The organism is Mycobacterium sp. IS-1556 (assembly GCF_001499985.1).
Classification (GTDB): domain Bacteria; phylum Actinomycetota; class Actinomycetes; order Mycobacteriales; family Mycobacteriaceae; genus Mycobacterium.
Genome location: NZ_LQIM01000032.1, coordinates 1 through 1,298, shown reverse-complemented (window position 1 = coordinate 1,298; position 1,298 = coordinate 1). Strand labels below are relative to the sequence as shown.

Below are 1,298 nucleotides of genomic sequence, written 5' to 3'. Positions count from 1 at the left end.
TGTCTCGGGACATCGTTGACAGTCATGGTGCTGGTTTGGGTTCGCGTTTGCCGTGTGTTCCGGGTTTTCGGTGACCGTTTTGGTATCGGCGGTTGGGGTTGGCGGTGAGTTCACGCACGAGTGTGGTGCCGCTGAAGATGACGATGTGGGTGCCATCGCAAATGGTGTCGCAGGCGTGTCCGCTCCATCGGCGTCCGACGTTGACAATGTAGGGCCCGACGGTGAGATTGCCTGAACCGGCGCTGACGACCTGACGGTTGACGAAGACGGGCTGCGGCAACGGCCGGTCGGCGGGGCGGGCCTTGTGGGTGGCGTGGAAGGTCTCGGCCGGGGTGGCCCCGCGCAGTGCCCGGTGCGGGCGGTGATGGTTGTAGTAATTGCGGAACTGTTCCAGTAGCGCGTTGAGCTCATCGATGGTGGTTGGCGCATCGTGGGTGCGCAGCCATTTCTTCAGTGTCTGCCAGAGCCTTGCCGCAGGTCTGCGGGTGAAACGGTGTCGAGTTGATGGTCACCGTGCCCAGCGCGCGCAGGTTGGCCTCGAAGGTGGCCTCGAACCCACGCCACTTGCCGGTGTAAACAAATCCGTTGTCGGTCAACGACATTGCCGGGATCCCGCACTCGACAATGCCGGCCACCATCACCGACCACACCAACTCGCCGGTGGCGTCACCGGGCCCGGCCCGCAGAGCGGGCAGGTAGCGGGAGTGATCATCAAGGGTGCCGGCGATGGCCACCGGGGCGCCGTCGGCCAAATGCCACCCCGTCCAGTCGGACTGCCAACACTCATTGGGGCGGCTGAAGGTGAACCGTTTAGTCGCCGATTTCGGTCGTTTCTTGGGCTGCGGCACGATCGCGCCGTGGCGCGTCAGAATTCGCCACGCTGTCGAGCGCGAGGGCACCTCGGGCATGCCCTCGCGCTGCAGCGCCCACACGATCGACTGCGGCCCATGATCACGACCGGCCTCGATCAGCTGTTTGCGTTTTCGCAGCACCAATTCCTCGACCGCCGCAGCGGTCTGCCCGGGCGAGTGGTGCGGCCGTCGTGACCGTTCTTGAAGACCAGCCAGACCCTCGGCACCAAACTGGCGTCGGTACTTGTAGAACGTCTGCCGACTGATCTGCTGATCACGGCAGAACGCCGACACATTCTCGATCGGCCCGGCATATGCAGCTGCAACACGAATATCCATCGCCGTCACCTTCTGGGCCATGGACCATCCTGGCCGCAGCCCCACTCAGGTGTCAGCGATGTCCCGAGACATCAACCTGTCAGCGATGTCCCGAAACAGAACAGAGCG

General features: G+C 63.7%; 2 protein-coding genes. Both read right to left on the bottom strand.

The window, feature by feature from the left end; translation table 11 throughout:
* Positions 1-22 precede the first annotated feature (22 nt).
* Positions 23-415 (bottom strand): integrase core domain-containing protein, encoded by a 393-nt coding sequence (locus AU187_RS25990; protein WP_231740401.1) that lies wholly within the window; start codon positions 413-415, stop codon positions 23-25.
* Positions 408-1,190, bottom strand: coding sequence for a helix-turn-helix domain-containing protein (locus AU187_RS25985; protein WP_231740393.1), 783 nt, complete (start codon positions 1,188-1,190; stop codon positions 408-410). Before AU187_RS25985 ends, AU187_RS25990 begins: the two co-directional genes overlap by 8 nt.
* Positions 1,191-1,298 lie beyond the last annotated feature (108 nt).